Annotated in this window: 17 protein-coding genes; 6 read left to right on the plus strand and 11 right to left on the minus strand. The window is 64.7% G+C overall.

Translation table 11 applies throughout. The features are described from left to right. Nucleotides 1-12 precede the first annotated feature (12 nt). Nucleotides 13-921, minus strand: a complete 909-nt coding sequence (pdxS, locus tag AV929_RS18010) for a pyridoxal 5'-phosphate synthase lyase subunit PdxS (RefSeq protein WP_050036890.1) — start codon at nucleotides 919-921, stop codon at nucleotides 13-15. Nucleotides 922-1,087: 166 nt separating this feature from the next. Here pdxS and AV929_RS18015 point away from each other — a divergent pair, with 166 nt between their 5' ends. Further along, entirely contained in the window at nucleotides 1,088-1,858 is a 771-nt protein-coding gene (locus tag AV929_RS18015) for a DUF1405 domain-containing protein (protein WP_064288903.1), read from the plus strand. A gap of 35 nt (nucleotides 1,859-1,893) precedes the next feature. On the opposite strand, the gene AV929_RS22475 is transcribed toward AV929_RS18015, so the two are convergent. The 7 genes from AV929_RS22475 to AV929_RS18045 form a co-directional block, all read right to left on the minus strand. Then, the gene (locus tag AV929_RS22475) at nucleotides 1,894-2,070 is read right to left on the minus strand and encodes a hypothetical protein (RefSeq protein WP_008312626.1); all 177 of its coding nucleotides are present in this window, start codon (nucleotides 2,068-2,070) and stop codon (nucleotides 1,894-1,896) included. A gap of 96 nt (nucleotides 2,071-2,166) precedes the next feature. After that, nucleotides 2,167-4,839 (minus strand): valine--tRNA ligase, encoded by a 2,673-nt coding sequence (locus AV929_RS18020; RefSeq protein WP_064288904.1) that lies wholly within the window; start codon nucleotides 4,837-4,839, stop codon nucleotides 2,167-2,169. A gap of 230 nt (nucleotides 4,840-5,069) precedes the next feature. Further along, complete coding sequence (locus AV929_RS18025; protein WP_014040964.1) at nucleotides 5,070-5,987, minus strand: DUF6293 family protein; 918 nt, start codon at nucleotides 5,985-5,987, stop codon at nucleotides 5,070-5,072. A gap of 72 nt (nucleotides 5,988-6,059) precedes the next feature. Continuing rightward, a complete protein-coding gene (locus tag AV929_RS18030; RefSeq protein ID WP_008312632.1) occupies nucleotides 6,060-6,485 on the minus strand; it encodes a DUF2892 domain-containing protein in 426 nt (141 codons plus the stop codon). A 102-nt stretch (nucleotides 6,486-6,587) separates the two neighbouring features. Continuing rightward, nucleotides 6,588-8,114, minus strand: a complete 1,527-nt coding sequence (locus tag AV929_RS18035) for a sodium:solute symporter (RefSeq protein ID WP_064288905.1) — start codon at nucleotides 8,112-8,114, stop codon at nucleotides 6,588-6,590. Between the two features lies 1 nt (nucleotide 8,115). After that, a complete protein-coding gene (locus AV929_RS18040) occupies nucleotides 8,116-8,325 on the minus strand; it encodes a DUF3311 domain-containing protein (RefSeq protein WP_004957724.1) in 210 nt (69 codons plus the stop codon). Nucleotides 8,326-8,400: 75 nt separating this feature from the next. Beyond that, nucleotides 8,401-8,745, minus strand: a complete 345-nt coding sequence (locus AV929_RS18045) for a tRNA-binding protein (RefSeq protein ID WP_050036887.1) — start codon at nucleotides 8,743-8,745, stop codon at nucleotides 8,401-8,403. Nucleotides 8,746-8,796: 51 nt separating this feature from the next. Between AV929_RS18045 and AV929_RS18050 the strand changes: the two genes are divergently transcribed. Continuing rightward, nucleotides 8,797-9,507, plus strand: a complete 711-nt coding sequence (locus AV929_RS18050; RefSeq protein WP_064288906.1) for a sugar phosphate isomerase/epimerase — start codon at nucleotides 8,797-8,799, stop codon at nucleotides 9,505-9,507. A gap of 178 nt (nucleotides 9,508-9,685) precedes the next feature. Continuing rightward, on the plus strand, nucleotides 9,686-11,023 hold the full coding sequence (gene dnaG, locus AV929_RS18055; RefSeq protein WP_064288907.1) for a DNA primase DnaG: 1,338 nt from the start codon (nucleotides 9,686-9,688) through the stop codon (nucleotides 11,021-11,023). Here dnaG and AV929_RS18060 read toward each other — a convergent pair. Together AV929_RS18060 and AV929_RS18065 are read right to left on the minus strand one after the other, a co-directional pair. Continuing rightward, nucleotides 11,020-11,436, minus strand: a complete 417-nt coding sequence (locus AV929_RS18060; protein ID WP_014040959.1) for an N-acetyltransferase — start codon at nucleotides 11,434-11,436, stop codon at nucleotides 11,020-11,022. The genes dnaG and AV929_RS18060 overlap by 4 nt on opposite strands. Beyond that, on the minus strand, nucleotides 11,433-12,791 hold the full coding sequence (locus AV929_RS18065; protein WP_064288908.1) for a DUF92 domain-containing protein: 1,359 nt from the start codon (nucleotides 12,789-12,791) through the stop codon (nucleotides 11,433-11,435). The genes AV929_RS18060 and AV929_RS18065 overlap by 4 nt, the downstream gene beginning before the upstream one ends. Nucleotides 12,792-12,886: 95 nt before the next feature. Between AV929_RS18065 and AV929_RS18070 the strand changes: the two genes are divergently transcribed. Beyond that, nucleotides 12,887-13,495, plus strand: coding sequence for an undecaprenyl diphosphate synthase family protein (locus AV929_RS18070; RefSeq protein WP_064288909.1), 609 nt, complete (start codon nucleotides 12,887-12,889; stop codon nucleotides 13,493-13,495). A 4-nt stretch (nucleotides 13,496-13,499) separates the two neighbouring features. Here AV929_RS18070 and uppS read toward each other — a convergent pair whose 3' ends face one another. Further along, complete coding sequence (gene uppS / locus AV929_RS18075) at nucleotides 13,500-14,426, minus strand: polyprenyl diphosphate synthase (RefSeq protein ID WP_079980806.1); 927 nt, start codon at nucleotides 14,424-14,426, stop codon at nucleotides 13,500-13,502. Between the two features lie 115 nt (nucleotides 14,427-14,541). Here uppS and AV929_RS18080 point away from each other — a divergent pair, with 115 nt between their 5' ends. Together AV929_RS18080 and AV929_RS18085 are read left to right on the plus strand one after the other, a co-directional pair. After that, nucleotides 14,542-14,736, plus strand: coding sequence for a cold-shock protein (locus AV929_RS18080; RefSeq protein WP_004517065.1), 195 nt, complete (start codon nucleotides 14,542-14,544; stop codon nucleotides 14,734-14,736). A 2-nt stretch (nucleotides 14,737-14,738) separates the two neighbouring features. Beyond that, nucleotides 14,739-14,933 (plus strand): cold-shock protein, encoded by a 195-nt coding sequence (locus tag AV929_RS18085; RefSeq protein WP_004591449.1) that lies wholly within the window; start codon nucleotides 14,739-14,741, stop codon nucleotides 14,931-14,933. Nucleotides 14,934-14,997: the final 64 nt, after the last annotated feature.

Below are 14,997 nucleotides of genomic sequence, written 5' to 3' on the forward strand. Positions count from 1 at the left end.
TCGCGGCCCCAGTTAGACGCCGCGGCCCTGCAACTGCTCTTCCTCGTCTAGGTCCGCGTTCGCCTGTCCCTTCATGCCCTTGCCGGGGTTCTTCGCGATCTCCTTGAGCTGTTCGGGGTCGTCGTAGTTGTTGACCGCCGCGACGATGGACTCGCCCATGGCCTGTGGGTTCTCCGCGCCGAAGATGCCCGAGCCGACGAAGATGCCGTCACAGCCGTGTTGCATCATCAGTGCGGCGTCGGCGGGCGTCGCGATACCGCCAGCCGCGAAGTTGACGACCGGCAGCCGACCGCGGTCCGCCGTCTCGTGGACGAGTCGCCGCGGTGCGCCGTGTTCGCGTGCCCACTCGTCGCGCTCCTCGTGGGCCATCCCCTCAAGCATCCCGATGGAGCGCTGGATGTTGCGCTGGTGAGTCACGGCCTGGTTCACGTCGCCGGTGCCCGCCTCGCCCTTGGTGCGAATCATCGCCGCGCCCTCGTCGATGCGGCGCAGCGCCTCGGCGAGGTTCCGCGCCCCGCAGACGAACGGCGCGGTGAACTCCCGCTTGTCGATGTGGTAGCGGTCGTCGGCCTGTGTCAGCACTTCCGACTCGTCGACCATGTCCGCGCCAGCCGCTTCCAGAATCTGGGCCTCGGCGGTGTGGCCGATACGGGCCTTGCCCATCACCGGAATCGACACTTCCTCGATGATCTCTTCGAGCTTGCCGGGGTCCGCCATCCGGGCGACACCGCCTCGCTTGCGGATGTCGGCCGGCACCGACTCCAGGTGCATCACGGCGACTGCGCCAGCGTCTTCGGCGATTCGGGCTTGCTCGCGGTTGACGACGTCCATGATGACGCCGCCCTTCTGCATCTTCGCGAAGCCGCGCTTGACGAGGTCAGTCCCGCGACGGAGGTCCTCGAGGTCGGTCTCTTCAGTCATTACCCAGACTTAGGACTGGATTTACTTAACGCGTGTCCTTTCGAGGGACAGAACGGCGTTTGACCCACGCGCAGAGGCCCCGATATCGCGCCAGCGACCACAATATTCTCCAGGGGACGGGGCTGAGACCACTACCGTTTTCATCGCGTCTCCCCACTGCATCGACATGGCTACGGACGAGGGTGTCGGCGGGCGCATCGACGCGGCTGTCGCACGGGTGTTCAGCCGTCGGCTCCCAGACGCCGAAGGGCTCCCGCGGTACGTCGCGCCGCTGCCGGCGTGGCTGGAGAACGTCGGGCTTCGACTCGCCTGGCCAATCGCGCTCGTCAATCTGGTCGGGACGCTGTTCGGCTTCTGGTACTACGCCGGCCGCCCGCTGAACACAGCGCCGCCGCTCGTGGAGGGCCAACTCGGCGCGGCTCCGCTGGCCGCCTACCCCCTGATTCCGGACTCGCCCGTCGCGACGATGTTCATCGGGCTCTCGCTTGTGGCCTGGCGGCTCGACTGGGATACAAAATGGCTCCACATGCTCGGCTTCTTCGGCTGTATCAAGCTCGGTCTGTGGACGCCGTACGTCCAACTCGTTCTCAACGGCCCCGGCGGGATTCCGCTGTGGCTCTACTGGTTCCTGATTCTGAGCCACCTGGCGATGGCCGCCGAGGCCTTCCTCATCCACCGCTACGCGAGCTTTTCCGTCGTATCCGTCGCCGTTGCGGTGTTCTGGTACGGCTTCAACGACATCGTGGACTACTTCGTCCCGGTTCTCGACGGGCCACACCACACCTGGCTGCGGGCCGAGCCGCTGGCCGCAGCTGGCGGGTTCGACCACACGGTGCTGGCCCACGACCTCGCGGCCGGCTGGGCGGTCGTGCTGACGCTCATGGCGACGTTTCTCGCACTGGCGACGCGCGTAGAGAAAGTGAAGCGGCAAGCCTGACCGGCGCTGTCCTCAGCTAGTGGTTTCCTCGGGTCTCAGGTCGTGAACCCGTCCTCGGCCTCGCGCTCGTCGAGGACCCACTCTAGTTCCTCGATAGCGCGCAGGATGGCGACCTCGGCCTCGTCTTCTAGCTCGGTCGACGGCGGGTCGTGCCTGTCGTACTCGTCCTGCAGCGCCTCGATGCGGTCCCGGATCGTCTCCTCTGTTCGCATGGTTCCAATGACCGGACCCACAGGTCTTGATGCTACTGGTCGCGGCGATGGGTGCGACCGGATAGGAGTGCCGGATGTCGGAAAAACGCGGCGAGCTTACCGAACGACGACGACTGCGCTCTCGGTTTCGGTCATCTCGCCCTCGCCGGAGTAGGTCCGGGACTCCTCGACGGCGAACATCTCGTCGTCGAGTTCGACGCCGGCGACCCGCAGCGTGTCGCCGTCGATCTCGTAGTCGCCGCTCTCGATAGCGTCGTCAATCGAGCCGACTTCGCTGCCGAACTCGGGGCCGACGATGGAGTAGTCGAGGTCGATGCCGCTGACTTCGGTCGTGATGTCCGGGGCCTCATCGTAGGTGTCCAGCTGGGTGACGTGCATCGCCTCGGCGACAGCATCCTCGAAGCCGGCGATGTGGCCGAACACCTCGACGTGGTCGAGGTCGGCGTTCAGCGGCAGCCCGTTCTCGGTCTTGTACCGCCGGAGCGCGGAGACGACTTCCATCGCCGTCTCGCCCGCTTCGAGGTCGGCGTCATAGCCGCCTGCGGTCGGCCAGTCCGTCGTGTGGATCGAGCTATCTTCGTCATAGCACCGCTCCCACAGTTCCTCCGTGATGTGCGGGAGGAACGGCGCGAACAACTGCAGGAAGGTCCGGTGGGCCTGCAGCAGCGTGAACTCGGTCGACGCGTCTTCCCCGTCCGAAAGCCGCTGCTTGGCGATTTCGAGGTAGTCGTCACAGAACGTGTTCCAGAAAAAGGACCGGAGTTCGTTCCGAGCCTTCGAGAACTCGTAGTCCTCGAACTTCGTCGTGACCGACTCCACGGTCGCATCGAGTTCGGCAAGCAGCCACTCGTCGACCGCGGCCAACTCCTCGGGCTCGTCGGGCTGGGCGGCCGGCGTGAGCTGGTCGACCAGCCGTGAGGCGTTCCAGAGCTTCTGGAGGAGCCGCTCGCCGGCTTCAAGATCGCCCTCCTTGTACGGGAAGTCGTCGCCAATGGAAGTGCCAGCGGCCCAGTAGCGCGTGGCATCGACCGGGAACTCCTCTAGGACTTCGCTCGGCGGGATGACGTTGCCCTTGGACTTGGACATCGCCTCGCGGTTCTCGTCCAGCACCATCCCGTTTATCATCACGTTCTCGAAGGGCACCTCGCCGGTGTGCTCGTAGCACTTGACGACGGTGTGGAACAGCCAGAACGAGATGATGTCGTGGCCCTGCGGGCGCAGGTCGAATGGGTACAGCTCGGGGTTGTCCCAGGTGAACTCCTCGCTCTCACTGTCCCAGTCCCAGCCAGCGTTCACGAGCGGGGTCAGCGACGACGTCGCCCATGTGTCGAACACGTCCTCCTCGGGCGTCAGCGAGTCGTGGCCGCAGTGGGGACAGGCATCGACCGGCGGGTCGTCAGACAACGGATCGACCGGCAGCTGCTCGCGCTCGGCCATCACGGGCTCGCCGCAGTCGTCACAGTACCACACCGGAATCGGGATGCCGGAGTCGCGCTGGCGGGAGATGCACCAGTCCCATTCGAGCCCCTCGATCCAGTGCTCGTAGCGGGTGGCCATCTTCTCGGGGAACCACTCCATCTGGCGGCCGGCCTCGATGTACTCCTCTTTCTTGTCGAGTAGCTCGATGTACCACTGCTCGGTGACGAGGTACTCGACTTCCTCCTCACAGCGCTCGTGGACCTGCACGGTGTGGTCGTGGTCGCGGCTCTCCAGCAGCGACCCTTCTTCGCCGAGGTCCTCGATGATGGCCTCGCGAGCTTCGGTGGTATGCATCCCCTCGTACTCACCGGCGAGGTCGGTCATCGTCGCGGACTCGTCGATGGCGAGCCGTAGCGGCAGGTCGTGGGCCTGATACCACTCGATGTCGTTCTGGTCGCCAAAGGTACAGCACATCACGATGCCGCTGCCGGTCTCCATGTCGACGCGCTCGTCGGCGATGATGGGCACCTCCTGCTCGAAGATCGGGACCCGCGCGGAGCCACCGACGAGGTGCTGGTTTTCGTCGTCGTCGGGGTGGACGAAGACGGCGACACACGCCGGCAGTAGCTCGGGCCGGGTCGTCGAAATCGTGAACGTCGCGCCCTCGTCGGCTGGTCCCTCGCCGGTTTCGACCAGATCGAAGGCGATGTCGTTGAACTTCGTGTGCTTGTCCTTGTCCTCCTGCTCGACCTGTGAAATAGCCGTCTCACAGTCCGGACACCAGATGGTCGGCGCGCGCTGGCGGTACTCCCGACCCTGCTCGTAGAGGTCGAGGAAGGACAACTGGGAGACTCGCTGCACGTCCGGCGCGATGGTCTTGTAGGTGTTGTCCCAGTCGATAGAAATCGCCAGCGACTGCACGTCCTCGGTGAACTCGTCCTCGAACTCCGTACACACCGTTCGGCACTTCTCCTGGAATTCTCGGCGCGGGTAATCTTGGTGGCGGATGCCGAGTTCGCGCTCGGTGAGCCGCTCCGAGGCGATGCCGTTGTCGTCGTAGCCGAAGGGGAAGTAGACGGTGTCGTCGCGCATCCGGTGGAAGCGGGCGACGAAGTCCTGCAGCGTGAACTGGTAGAGGTGGCCCATGTGGAGGTTCCCCGACACCGTCGGCGGCGGCGTATCGATAGTAAAGCGGGTGTCGGCGTCCTCGTCGTAGGCGTAGGTCTTGTCGGCGACCCACTGGTCCTGCCACTCCGGCTCTACCTCGCGGGGGTCGTACTCCCCGTCGAGGGCGTTTTCTGATTCGTCTGCGGTCGATTCGTCCTGCGGTGGGTCCTGTGTGTCACTCATATTCAAACTGTGGGTGTAACACCCGGGTCGCATCGGACTGCGGCGTGGTTATCAGCGGTGCGTGCGTCGATAGGTGGGGGTGGTGTGGGGCGTGGGGGCCCCTACACCGACGGGCGCGAGAACCAGCGTTCGGGAGAGTCGACGCACCATCTGTACAATACTCGACCTACGGCAGGATTAATGACTTCGGTTTTCGCCAGCGTCCCGACGGGCTCATACCAGCGACCAGCTCACGGCAGGTCGGACTCGCGGTGCTTGCGGTCCTCGGCGGAGTGGGCCCGGACCCACAGTTGCCCGATGCGGGAGAGCGTCGTCCGGTAGGATTTCCCGTGTTCCTCCTGCTCGATGTACCCCTTTCCGCCGGGGCCGAGCCGGTCGACGTTGTAGATGACCTTCGAGCGGAAGGAGTCGGTGTACTCCTCACCCAGATCCCGGGCCAACTGCTGGGCCAGTTCGGAGACGGACTCGAACTCGCCGTGTTCGCCCAGCGTGAAGAGGATGACCTCCTCGAAGGGCTTGACGTTCGAGAAGGAGGCGACCGGCAGTTCGACGATGTGGGAGCCGTCGATCTCCTTCGCGCCGATGGTTGTCCCCCGCTCGTCGAACTCCGATAGCAGGTCCCGCGCGGTTTCGAGTCGGTCGTCAATTCGCTCGTCGACTTCTTCGCCCGTGCGCATGTCCTCTAGCATGTCGATCTGCTTGCGCAGTTCCTCGGCGAGTTCCGTCTCCAGATACTTCTCGGGGACCGTGTAGTAGGTGTGGATGCGGTCCCGGTCGCCCTCGCGCTCGACCATGATCGAGTGGGCTGCGGTCGCAAAGGCAAACGAGACAGTCCGAGGCATCGCGGAGACGTTGACCCACACCTCGCTGCCCGCGTCGAGTTCGGCGTTGATGAGCTCGAAGGCCTGCTCGAAGGCCTCGTCGTAGTCGTACACGTCGGCGACGACGAACCGCTCGGTTTCCGCTCCGAGCAGGTTCTGGTAGTCCTTCTCTAACTTCTCGGCGAGGTTTCGCGAGTACTCGACGTTGGCCTCGCTGCCGACCGCGCCCTCGAGCAGGATGACGCGGTCAACGTCGAGTTGCTCGCGCACGAGCGGCGCGATGAGCCGGTCGTAGTCGAATCCGACCGGGACGATGTGGGTCTGCATACGTGAAAGACTGGGACGGTGATTATAAAAAGAACCAGACTCGGGCTGCCGAGCGCGTATCGGGGCGGCGCGTTACTCGCAGCTTTCGTGCACGATAGCGCCGTCATCGTTCGGCCCACGGCGCTCCCCGGGAACAATAGGGTCCTCGCAGACGGCGCAGGTCAGCTTACCGCTGGCGTGGCCGTTCGAGGCCTCGGTATCGCCGGAGGAGGTGAAGTCCACGCTCACGTCCGTCGACTCGTCAGCTGCCGGCTCGTCGTCCGCATCCGGGGCAAACACGTCGTCGTCATCGGCCGACGTGTCGATGTCGAGCGTATCGTTGAACCCACAGTAGCCTGTCGAGGCGTTGAATCCCAGGCCGAGCGCGCCGATTCCGGCGAGCAGGCCGCGCTTGCGCTTCCCGCTGCGAAGCCAGCGCAGGGAGACGATTGTCAGAACGACTGCCAGCACCGCTCGGATCAGGCGGTCGCGACCGCCGACGTTTTGGTCGGAGTCCATACCGGCACATTGGTCTGGACGCTTTTGTAGGTTTACATGTCTGCCGACGGCCGCCGTCCAGTGGTTGCCGTGCCGGAGGGCGGCACGCAGACCGACCGTGTCTCAGTCGCTTTCGATACCGGTGACGGCGTAGGCAGTGCGATTCTCGGCCGCGGCGGGGGCAGTCACCAGCGAGACGGCGACTGTCAACACGAGACCGACCAGAATGCCGACGATGCCGGGCGTCCAGCCCAGGTACGCTGTCGGCAGGGCGACGTCGAGGCCGACCAGTCCCCCAACCGTCGCAATGACCGGGAAGACGTGCAGGCCGTAGAACACCTGACTACCCACCACGCCGGCGTACATCCCGGTGCGTGTGGTTCCCTGCCAGTACAGCGCCAGCGCGACTGGGACAGTTAGCTGGGCGAAGCCGCTGAAGGCGGTGTCACCAATCTGGACCAGTGTCCCCGGCGTGTAGAGGCTCGCAATGAACGAGAGGGTGGCGAAAGCGACCACACCGAGGCGGGCGACGAGCGCCTCGCGACGGTCGGTCGCCTCGTCGCTGGCATCGTTGCGGCCGGTCAGCGGCCGGTAGAGGTCACGGGTGAGGTACGACGACCCCGAAAGCAACATCGAGTCGCTGGAGGACATCATCGCGGCCATCGCGCCGGCGATGACCAGCGCGGTGAACCACGTCGGCGTGTACTCGCCCAGCAGCGCCGGGATGACGTTGCCGCCCTCTGGGACGGTGATACCAAGCCCGGCCGCCCACGCCCCCAGCATGAACGCCGGGACGAACAGGAGCAGGACCAGTACCGGCCAGAGCGCGAACGTGCGCTTGAGCACCTTCTTCGAGCCGGCGGCGAAGAAGCGCTGATTGATCTGCGGGAACATCGTCACGCCGAAGGCGATACTGACTGCGGTCGAGATGATGTACTGCGGCGTGTAGAGGCCGCCGCCGAGACCGACAAACGCCGGCTTTTCGGACGCCAGCAGGGCCGTCGCCTCGCCCGCGCCGCCGACGGCCGACAGGACCCAGGCGACGGCGACCCAGATCAGCGAGAGCATGAACAGCCCCTGAAGCGTGTCGGTCCAGGCGACGCCACGCATTCCCGAGAGCGCGACGTAGAGAATCATGAACAGCGTGATGCCGCCGGCTCCGACCCAGAACGGAACCGCGCCGTTCGTGAGGCCGACGATGGCCTGGCCGGCCCCCTTCTGCTGGAGCATCACGTACGGGAACAGCCAGACGAGGCTCACAGCGGCGACGACAACGCGGAGCGCCGTCGACCCGAACCGGTCGCCCAGCATCTCGCCGAGCGTCACGTAGCCGTGGCGCTTGCCGACCAGCCACTGCTTGTATCCCAGCACGTACCAGAGGACGGCGAAGATGATACCGTCCATCAGTCCCATCACGAGAATCCACTCGGGGCCGGCGCTGAACGCGAGGTTCGGGCCGCCGAAGAAGGTAAACGCCGATAGTAGCGTCGCGAAGGTGGTAAACAACAGCACGACCGTGCCGAGCGTCCGGCTTGCGAGGTAGTAGTCCTCGGCGGTGCGCTCGGTGAGCCGGTAGGCGACTGCGCCCACCGCGAGCGCGACGACCATGTACGCGCCGACGATACCCAACTGGAGCGCAGTATCGGCCACGTCAGTTCACCTCCTCGACGCCGAGGCCCCAGTCGGTGCGCGCAAAGACAGCAAAGACGACGCTCGCAAGCGCCATCCATCCAACGTGCCACCACAGCCATACGGGCAGCCCGGCCGCGACCGTGCTGGTGTCCCAGAGGAACCACGGCACTGCCAGCGCCATCAACACGAGCGCGACGACTGTCCACCCAGCGGCCCTGACTGTACTCATATTACGACAGTCTAGCCGCTGGCGGTACTAATGGGTAACGAACCTTCACCGACAGCCGTTGAAGAACTATATTCTTCAATACACGCGGGTCCCGGGTTCGACGTCCCGTTCGGGCGTCAGGTGGACGACGCCGTCCTCGCTGTCGACCCCGGTCACCAGACACTCGCTCTCGAAGCCGGCGATTGAGACCGTCCCGAGGTTGACGACGGCAACGACCTGCGACCCGAGCAAGTCCTCAGGATCGTACACGTCTGTCAGCCCTGCGGCGGACTGGCGCGTTTCGTCGCCAAACGCCACGTCGAGCTTGTACACGTCTTTGCGGGCTTCGGGGAACGGTCCGACGTCGACGATTTCGCCGATACGCATCTCTACGTCTTCGAGGAACCGTGCGGGATCGATCTCGGTTTCAGTGAATCCCATGCGTCCCGGTAGTCCGTCCAGTTATTTTATGACAGCGTTCGCAACAACGGTATGGAGACAGCGATCCAGCTCTGGACGCTCCGCGAGCTCCGGGAACCGCTATCGGACGTACTCGACCGCATCAGCGCCGCGGGCTACGACGGCGTGGAGTTCGCCGGCATCGGCGACCCGGGCGCGTCCCGACACGCGCTCGACGAAGCGGGACTCGGCGTTGCCGGCGTCCACGTTCAACTGGAAGACCTGCAGTCCGACACCCGCACCGTTGGCAATCAGGTCCGGACACTTGACGCGCCGTATTTGATTCTCCCGTATCTCGATGACGATCACTTCGCAAGTGAGAGCGCAGTCGAGTCGACGGTGACGCTACTCGAAATGCTTGCGGCGGAGTTTGACCGACCGCTCCTGTACCACAACCACGACCACGAGTTCGTCCCGCTCGGCGACGGGACCGCCTTCGACGCGCTCGTCGACCAGACGACGATCGGGTTCGAGTTCGACGCCGGGTGGGCGCACGCGGCGGGACAGGACCCCGTCGAACTGATTCGGCGACTCGACGGGCGCGTTCCAGTCGTCCACCTCAAAGACATGACTGAGGACGGAGAGCCGACGGCCCTCGGTGACGGCGTGGTGCCGCTCCAGGGGGTGGTCGATGCAGCCCGTGAGGCGGGGACTGAGTGGCTGGTCTTCGAGCACGACAACCCCGAGGACCCGGTTGACGCCATTCAGGCCGGTATCGACGGCATGACTCCGCTACTGAGGTGAGTGGCCGACCTTTCGGGAATAGAATGGTATACAGAGGCAGTGTCGGAGCGCCGCGTACCTGCGGGAAGGTTTGACTTCGACTCGCGTGCGCAAGGTTATTCCGCTGTACTACCCAACATCAGTATAGTGACAGCAGTCCGTCGGAACACCGGGTGACGGGCTGGAAAACAGGACAATCATGCAAGATACGGCGAAATATCTGATACATGCCGACATCACGGCGGCGGGAGTCGTCGAGCGGAGCGATGTCGTCGGCGCGGTGTTCGGCCAGACGGAAGGATTACTCGGCGACGAACTGGATCTGCGGGACCTGCAGGACTCGAAGAAGGTCGGCCGCATCGACGTGGAGATACGCTCCGAGGGCGGACAGTCTTTTGGAGAGATTACCGTCGCGAGCGGCCTCGACAGGGTCGAAACAGCGATCCTCGCTGCGGCACTGGAGACCATCGAACAGGTGGGGCCGTGTCGTGCCGAGATCGAAGTTTCCGAGATCGAGGACGTACGGAGCGCCAAGCGGCGCGAAGTCGTCGAGCGCGCGACGGAACTCCTGAACGACTTCGAGGAGAAGTCGATCCAGACCGCGGACATCGTCGAGACGGTCAGACAGCAGGTCCGGGTCGCCGACGTGACCGACTACGAGGGACTCCCGGCCGGCCCGCGGGTGGCCGACTCCGACGCGATTGTCGTCGTCGAGGGTCGCTCGGACGTGATGCAACTGCTCAAATACGGCATCAAAAACGCCGTCGCAGTCGAGGGAACGGACGTCCCCGACGCCATTGCGGACCTGACGGCCGGCCGGACGGTGACCTCGTTCCTCGACGGTGACCGCGGCGGGGACCTCATTCTGAAGGAACTCGCGCAGGTCGGCGACGTTGACTATGTCGCTGTCACTCCCACCGGCAAGTCCGTCGAGGACCTCTCACGCAGCGAGGTGATGTCGGCGCTCCGGGACAAGGTTCCCTACGAGACGGTCGCAAGCGCCAAGAGCCTCGACAGCATCCGCGAGGAGATGTCCCATCCCGAGGAGTCGACGACCGCTGACGGCGGTGCCGTGGCGGCCGCGACGTCGGAGGACACCGCAGACAGCCAGCCCGCGCCCGCTCCGCAGGCCGGGTCGGCGCAGGCCGAAACGACCGAGGGGGCGACGAGTGTCGCGGACAACTCGAACGCAACCGCTGTGGCGGATGCCGCAGCCGACGAGGAGTCGACCGAAAGCGGCGACGGACCGACCATCCCCTCGCTTTCGGACCACATCGAAGCCGTTATTCAGACCCACAGCGGAACCGCCAGGCTGGTCGACGAGGATGCGACGCTGCTTGCGGAGGGTGACGCAGATGCCGTTGTTTCATTGCTTGAATCCACCGAGGACGTTCCCAAAACTGTCGTCATCGATGCCAATTGCTCGCAGAAGCTCCTCGACGTTGCCGCCCAGCGCGGCGTCGATGTCGTCGTCGCTGCCGGCCACGGCGAGTACGTCAAACAGCCGACGGCCGTACAGGTTCGCATCGAGGACTAGAGTTCGCGAACGAGCAACACACCGTCGCCGTCGTCGTAGTGGTCGGGTAGCTCGTCGGCGACCGAGAACCCGAACCCGTCGTAGAACGAGCGTGCCCGCTCGTCGTCAGCGCGCGCGGTGAGTCTCGCTGTTTCGAACCCACCAGTCCGGAGCCTGTCCAGAAGCCCGTGCATAAGTGTCGTCCCGAGGCCCTGCCCCTGTTTGCCGGGCGTGATGGCGAACTCCGCCAGGTACGCGACCGGGTGGTCCGGCACGACAAGCGCGTAGCCGAGCGGTTCGCCGATATCGAGGACCAGCACGAGCGGCGGGCCGTCGATTCCGACGCCGAGGAGCTCCGGCCACGGCTCGTCGAGCGCGTCCGTCTGGATCGCCCGGAGACGGACCTCGTCTTCGGGGCGAGCCTCGCGGATCATAGGAGGCCGGCGGTCAGCACGACGCCAGCGCCGGTCAGCGCGGCCGCCAGGGTTGCGAGCATATTGACGCCCTGATTGCCGACGACCGAGCCCTCGACAGTCGCACCCAGCAGGCTGTCGACGGTCATGCCGACCAGCCCACAGAGGAGGATGACGCCGCTACCGACTGTACTGATGTCCTGCGTGAGCGCGGCGATGCCAGCGATGATGCCTGCCCCGATGGCCCCGGCGGCCACGCCCTGCCAGGTGACGCCGCCGTCAGTGCCCGGCTCGACGGGTTTGAGCGTCGTAATGAGTCGCGGGTTGTCGTAGAGCCCGCCGAACTCACTGGAGAACGTGTCGGTCATCGCGGCGGCGACGGCCCCGGCGAAGGCATAGAAGAACAGCAGCGGGTCGACGGCGATGTGGCTCGGACTCGCCGCCGCGGCGACGACGGCGAACAGCGCGACGATGGAGTTCGCGAGCACGTTCCCGCTCCCGCGTGCGCCCTCGTTCTCCTCGGCGATGCCGCGGTCCAGTTTCTCCTCGTAGCGGAACTTCGTCGAGAGGCCACCGAGCGCGAAAAAGGAAATCAGCATGGCGAACCAGCCGAAACCGCCGAGAACGATGGTCAAAAACGAGAGGAGAACGCCGGTGAGCATCCCCGGGAGGGACGCCGTGTCGAGCGCGTAGGAGAGATAGCCGAGCAGTACTGTCACGGCGAGCGCGATGACGACGCGCTGTGCAGTCACCGACGGGTCGAGTTCGAAAAACAGCCACAGCAGCAGTCCCACCGTGAGCATCACCAGCGGGTCGTCCCGTTCGAACAGGACCGAGCGAAGCAGGGCAGCGACGAACGCGCCGCTGGCGGCGAGAAACAGCACGAGTGGAATGTCGACGGCGGCCGCTCCCTCGCTGACGGCGGCCTGAATCCGCGTTCCCGCCACCTGTCCCGCGACGCCGGCGACGAAGCCGACGAGCACGAAGCCTGCGGTTGCGACCACCTCGTCGGAGCGGACGGTGTAGGCGAGTCGCTGGCCGAGGTTCCCGTAGGCGACGATGACGACGACGCCGACGAACACCGGCACCGGTAGACTGAATCGGACGGCAAGCAGCGCGAGCCCGGCGGCGGCAAGCGAGAAGGCCGCCAGGCCGTACAGTTTCCCGTCCTCGTAGTCGCCGGGACGGGCGAACAGGTCGAACAGCCGCGAGTCCTGCCCGATGACCGTCACGCCGAGCGCGGCGACGAGGACGAAGGGTGCGATAGCGGCGACAGTCGCGAGTTCGAGCGAGCGAAAGCCCGTTGCGGCCGGGACGGCGACCGCGAGGGTCCCCACGGCGGCGAACGCGCCTGCCCGACGGACTGTGCCAGTCACGTCCCACCGGTATCCCCGAGAGGCACTTACCCTTTCCGAACTGCGGAGGCGACGGTACCGTGAGATTTACTGGGGCTGTCAGCATACCGGCGGGCGTGGGACTATACGACCGATATCTCGCGATGCGCGTTCGGCGCAGCGACGCCGACCTGCCCGAGACGGTCGCGCTGGTGATCACCGAGCGGGACCTCCTGGGAGACGGTGCATACCGGACCTTAGAGCGATTCTTCGACTGGGCCGTTCAGTACGGCACCGATACCGTCGTCGTCTACGTGAGTGTCCTCGACGAGGAAGCGATCCCGACGCTGCAGCGTGAACTCGAAAGTGCCACCGCGCCACGGGAGATAGCGGTCAGAGTACCGGACGACGAGACGACGGCCGACGCCCCGATCCAGATTTCCATCGGCCTCGGCGGACAGTCGGAGTTCGCGACGGCCGTCCAGAAGCTCGCGGAAGACGTCGATGCAGGCTCACTCGACCCGAACGATATCGACGAGGCTGCGGTCGAGGAGCATCTCGTCTTCCCGACCGACCCGGATCTGGTGATCAAGACCGGGGCCGAGCGGCTCTCCGATTTCATGATCTGGCAGTCCGTGTATTCGGAGCTGTATTTCACTGACGTGAACTGGCAGAACTTCCGGCTTCGGGATTACTTGCGGGCGTTGCGGGATTACCAGGAGCGCCAGCGGCGGTTCGGTCGGTAAGAGGTCAGTCTGCGATTTCGTACTCGTCCTCAAGTTGCTCGCGCTCGGCGCTCGGGAGCGCGTCCCGGAACCGTCCGAGCATCCGTTTGGCCGTCGGGAGTTCCGACTGCTCGATGGCACGAACCAGTGCCAGCGAGCGCTCGGCACGGGTCGTCCGCCAGGACTGCTCTCGGTTCTGGTACGTCCGAATCGCTCGCAGGAAGTCGACCTTCCGGAATTCGGGCCAGTAGGGCGTACAGAAGAACGTGGCAGCCTCGTTGCCGTTGGCGTGCCACGGCAGGAAGTTCGAGGTGCGTTCGTCACCGCCGGTTCGAACGATGAGATCAACGTCGCGGGTCGGCCCCTCGTAGAGCCGCGCTTCGATAGTCTCCGCGGAGACGTCCGTCGGGTCGAGGGTTCCGTCTTCGACGGCAGTGGCGACGTTGCGGGCCGCGCCGAGCAGTTCGGCCCGGCCGCCGTAGGCCAGCGCGATGTTGAGGTTGAGCTGGTCGTACTGGGCGGTTCGCCCTTCAGCGTAGTCGACAGCGTCTCGGACCCGGTCGGGTAGCATCTCTGTCTCGCCGATGGCGCGGATACACACGCCGGCCTCGTGGACCCGGTCGGCGTCGGCAAATGTTCGGAGCTTCTGTTCGACGAGGTCGAAGATGTGTTCGCGTTCCTCGGGGTCGCGGTCGAAGTTTTCCGTCGAGAACGTGTACAGCGTCACCTCACGAACGCCGAGTTCGTCACACCAGTTCAGCAGCGCCTCCGTTGTTTGGGCTCCTTCTCTGTGGCCTTCCTGTTTTTTGGCGCCCTGCTTTTCCGCGTATCTTCGGTTCCCGTCCATAATGACTGCGACGTGGTCGGGCGTCCCTGACAGTTCCCACTGGAGCAATCGCTCGTAGGCCGCATATCCCAGTCGCTTCCCCCTCGATAGCATCGTTGTGTACATTTCAACCACTCAATAAGGGCTTTGTGGAAGGGACTGGGTACAGTTATTTCCCACCTAATCTATCGAAATATATGCGCATAGTTTTAATATACCCCGGCTTAACGTTCAAATTGCAATGGCGACCGGTACGGTAGACTTCTTCAACGACACAGGCGGTTACGGGTTCATCGATACCGAAGACTCCGACGAGGACGTCTTCTTCCACATGGAGGACATCGACGGTCCTGACCTCGAGGAGGGGCAAGAAGTGGAATTCGAGATCGAGCAGGCCGACAAAGGCCCGCGCGCGAAAAACCTCACGCGGCTGTAACCATGGCGACAGGCACTGTCGACTTCTTCAACGATACGGGTGGCTACGGTTTCATCGAAACCGACGATGCCGACGAAGACGTGTTCTTCCACATGGAAGACGTCGGCGGCCCGGACTTAGAAGAAGGGCAAGAAGTCGAATTCGACATCGAACAGGCAGACAAAGGCCCGCGAGCGAAGAACCTCACGCGACTGTAAGCGAGACCGGCTCGCTTTTCAACGGGTTCACGACTGACCGAGCGGTGCGACTCGGCAGCGCGTG

Origin of the sequence: Haloarcula sp. K1, assembly GCF_001647155.1 — an archaeon.
Classification (GTDB): Archaea; Halobacteriota; Halobacteria; order Halobacteriales; family Haloarculaceae; genus Haloarcula; species Haloarcula hispanica.

What these genes read in the sequence shown, in the direction of transcription:
- pdxS (WP_050036890.1), bottom strand. Translation starts at nt 921, where the DNA reads ATGACTGAAGAGACCGACCTCGAGGACCTCCGTCGCGGGACTGACCTC.
- AV929_RS18015 (WP_064288903.1), top strand. Translation starts at nt 1,088, where the DNA reads ATGGCTACGGACGAGGGTGTCGGCGGGCGCATCGACGCGGCTGTCGCA.
- AV929_RS22475 (WP_008312626.1), bottom strand. Translation starts at nt 2,070, where the DNA reads ATGCGAACAGAGGAGACGATCCGGGACCGCATCGAGGCGCTGCAGGAC.
- AV929_RS18020 (WP_064288904.1), bottom strand. Translation starts at nt 4,839, where the DNA reads ATGAGTGACACACAGGACCCACCGCAGGACGAATCGACCGCAGACGAA.
- AV929_RS18025 (WP_014040964.1), bottom strand. Translation starts at nt 5,987, where the DNA reads ATGCAGACCCACATCGTCCCGGTCGGATTCGACTACGACCGGCTCATC.
- AV929_RS18030 (WP_008312632.1), bottom strand. Translation starts at nt 6,485, where the DNA reads ATGGACTCCGACCAAAACGTCGGCGGTCGCGACCGCCTGATCCGAGCG.
- AV929_RS18040 (WP_004957724.1), bottom strand. Translation starts at nt 8,325, where the DNA reads ATGAGTACAGTCAGGGCCGCTGGGTGGACAGTCGTCGCGCTCGTGTTG.
- AV929_RS18045 (WP_050036887.1), bottom strand. Translation starts at nt 8,745, where the DNA reads ATGGGATTCACTGAAACCGAGATCGATCCCGCACGGTTCCTCGAAGAC.
- AV929_RS18050 (WP_064288906.1), top strand. Translation starts at nt 8,797, where the DNA reads ATGGAGACAGCGATCCAGCTCTGGACGCTCCGCGAGCTCCGGGAACCG.
- dnaG (WP_064288907.1), top strand. Translation starts at nt 9,686, where the DNA reads ATGCAAGATACGGCGAAATATCTGATACATGCCGACATCACGGCGGCG.
- AV929_RS18060 (WP_014040959.1), bottom strand. Translation starts at nt 11,436, where the DNA reads ATGATCCGCGAGGCTCGCCCCGAAGACGAGGTCCGTCTCCGGGCGATC.
- uppS (WP_079980806.1), bottom strand. Translation starts at nt 14,426, where the DNA reads ATGTACACAACGATGCTATCGAGGGGGAAGCGACTGGGATATGCGGCC.
- AV929_RS18080 (WP_004517065.1), top strand. Translation starts at nt 14,542, where the DNA reads ATGGCGACCGGTACGGTAGACTTCTTCAACGACACAGGCGGTTACGGG.
- AV929_RS18085 (WP_004591449.1), top strand. Translation starts at nt 14,739, where the DNA reads ATGGCGACAGGCACTGTCGACTTCTTCAACGATACGGGTGGCTACGGT.